The sequence below is a fragment of the Streptomyces sp. W16 genome (assembly GCF_033194735.1).
GTDB lineage: Bacteria > Actinomycetota > Actinomycetes > Streptomycetales > Streptomycetaceae > Streptomyces.
On sequence record NZ_JAWOAI010001152.1, the window covers coordinates 1 to 979 of the forward strand.

General features: G+C 71.7%; 1 protein-coding gene and 1 pseudogene. Both read left to right on the top strand.

The window, feature by feature from the left end:
* The coding region (locus R6V09_RS53860) for a serine hydrolase (protein WP_317888655.1) at nt 1-287 on the top strand (287 nt) is incomplete at its 5' end.
* Nucleotides 288-441: 154 nt separating this feature from the next.
* Nucleotides 442-927, top strand: a pseudogene (locus R6V09_RS53865) (GntR family transcriptional regulator); the annotation flags it as partial.
* Between the last annotated feature and the right edge of the window lie 52 nt (nt 928-979).

Here is a 979-nt window from a genome sequence, read left to right on the forward strand (position 1 = left end):
CGGCCGAGCGGGTGCGCGAGGGCCCGGGCAGCTGCCGTGACCTGGTGCTGGGCGCGGGCTTCGCGCACCAGACGGAGATCGGGCTCGGCGTGTGGCTCAGTGGCGCGAACGGCTCGTACGGTCCTGACCCGCAGGCTTTCGGACACGACGGCTTCGGCGGCTCCTGCGGCCTGGCCGACCCGGACGCGGGCGTGTCGCTGGGCTATGTGATGAACCGGATGGGGCCGCATATCGCCGACGACCCAAGGAAGATGGCCCTGATCGAGGCCCTGTACGGCGCGCTGTGAGGAGTGATCGGCGCGGGTCGGTTTCGGCCTAACTGCCCTGCCGCCCTTCCCTGGTGGTTTAGACCAATGCTAGATCTGGTCGCGCAACGAGCCCGCACGGCTACGTCTTGTCACCAGTTCTGCTCTCAGTCTTGTCACCAACAGGAGGCGCGGCATGGCCCGCACCACCCCCCATCACCCGACCGCCGACGACCAGCCCCTCTATGGGAAGGTCGCCACCCAACTGCTCGGCGAGCTCCACGACGGCACCATCCCGCCGGGTGAACGCCTGCCCGGCGAGCGGCAGTTGGCGGAGCACTTCCAGGTCAGCCGGGAGACCGTACGGCAGGCGCTGGAGGTGCTGCGCCGGGACGGTCTGGTCGCCACCGACCGGCGTGGCAGCCACGCCATGCTGCCCGGTCGGCCGGTCGAGACCCCGTCCTCCCTCACCTTCCCGGTCGGCGCCCGGAGCACGGACCCGACCGGCTTCGACCGGACCTCCGTGACCTGGGAGACTCCCCCGCCCGAGCACGCGGAGGCCTTGAGGATCGCCCCGAACCGGCCGACCCTGGTGCACCGGTACGCGTCCGCGGCGGCCGACGGCAGCGGACTGCGCACGGCCGTCACGTCCTTCTCGGCGGTCGCGCTGGCCGAAGTGGCGTAACTGGCTCGCTACCGCGACCGCGCCGCCGGCGCCACGACCGCCCAACTCC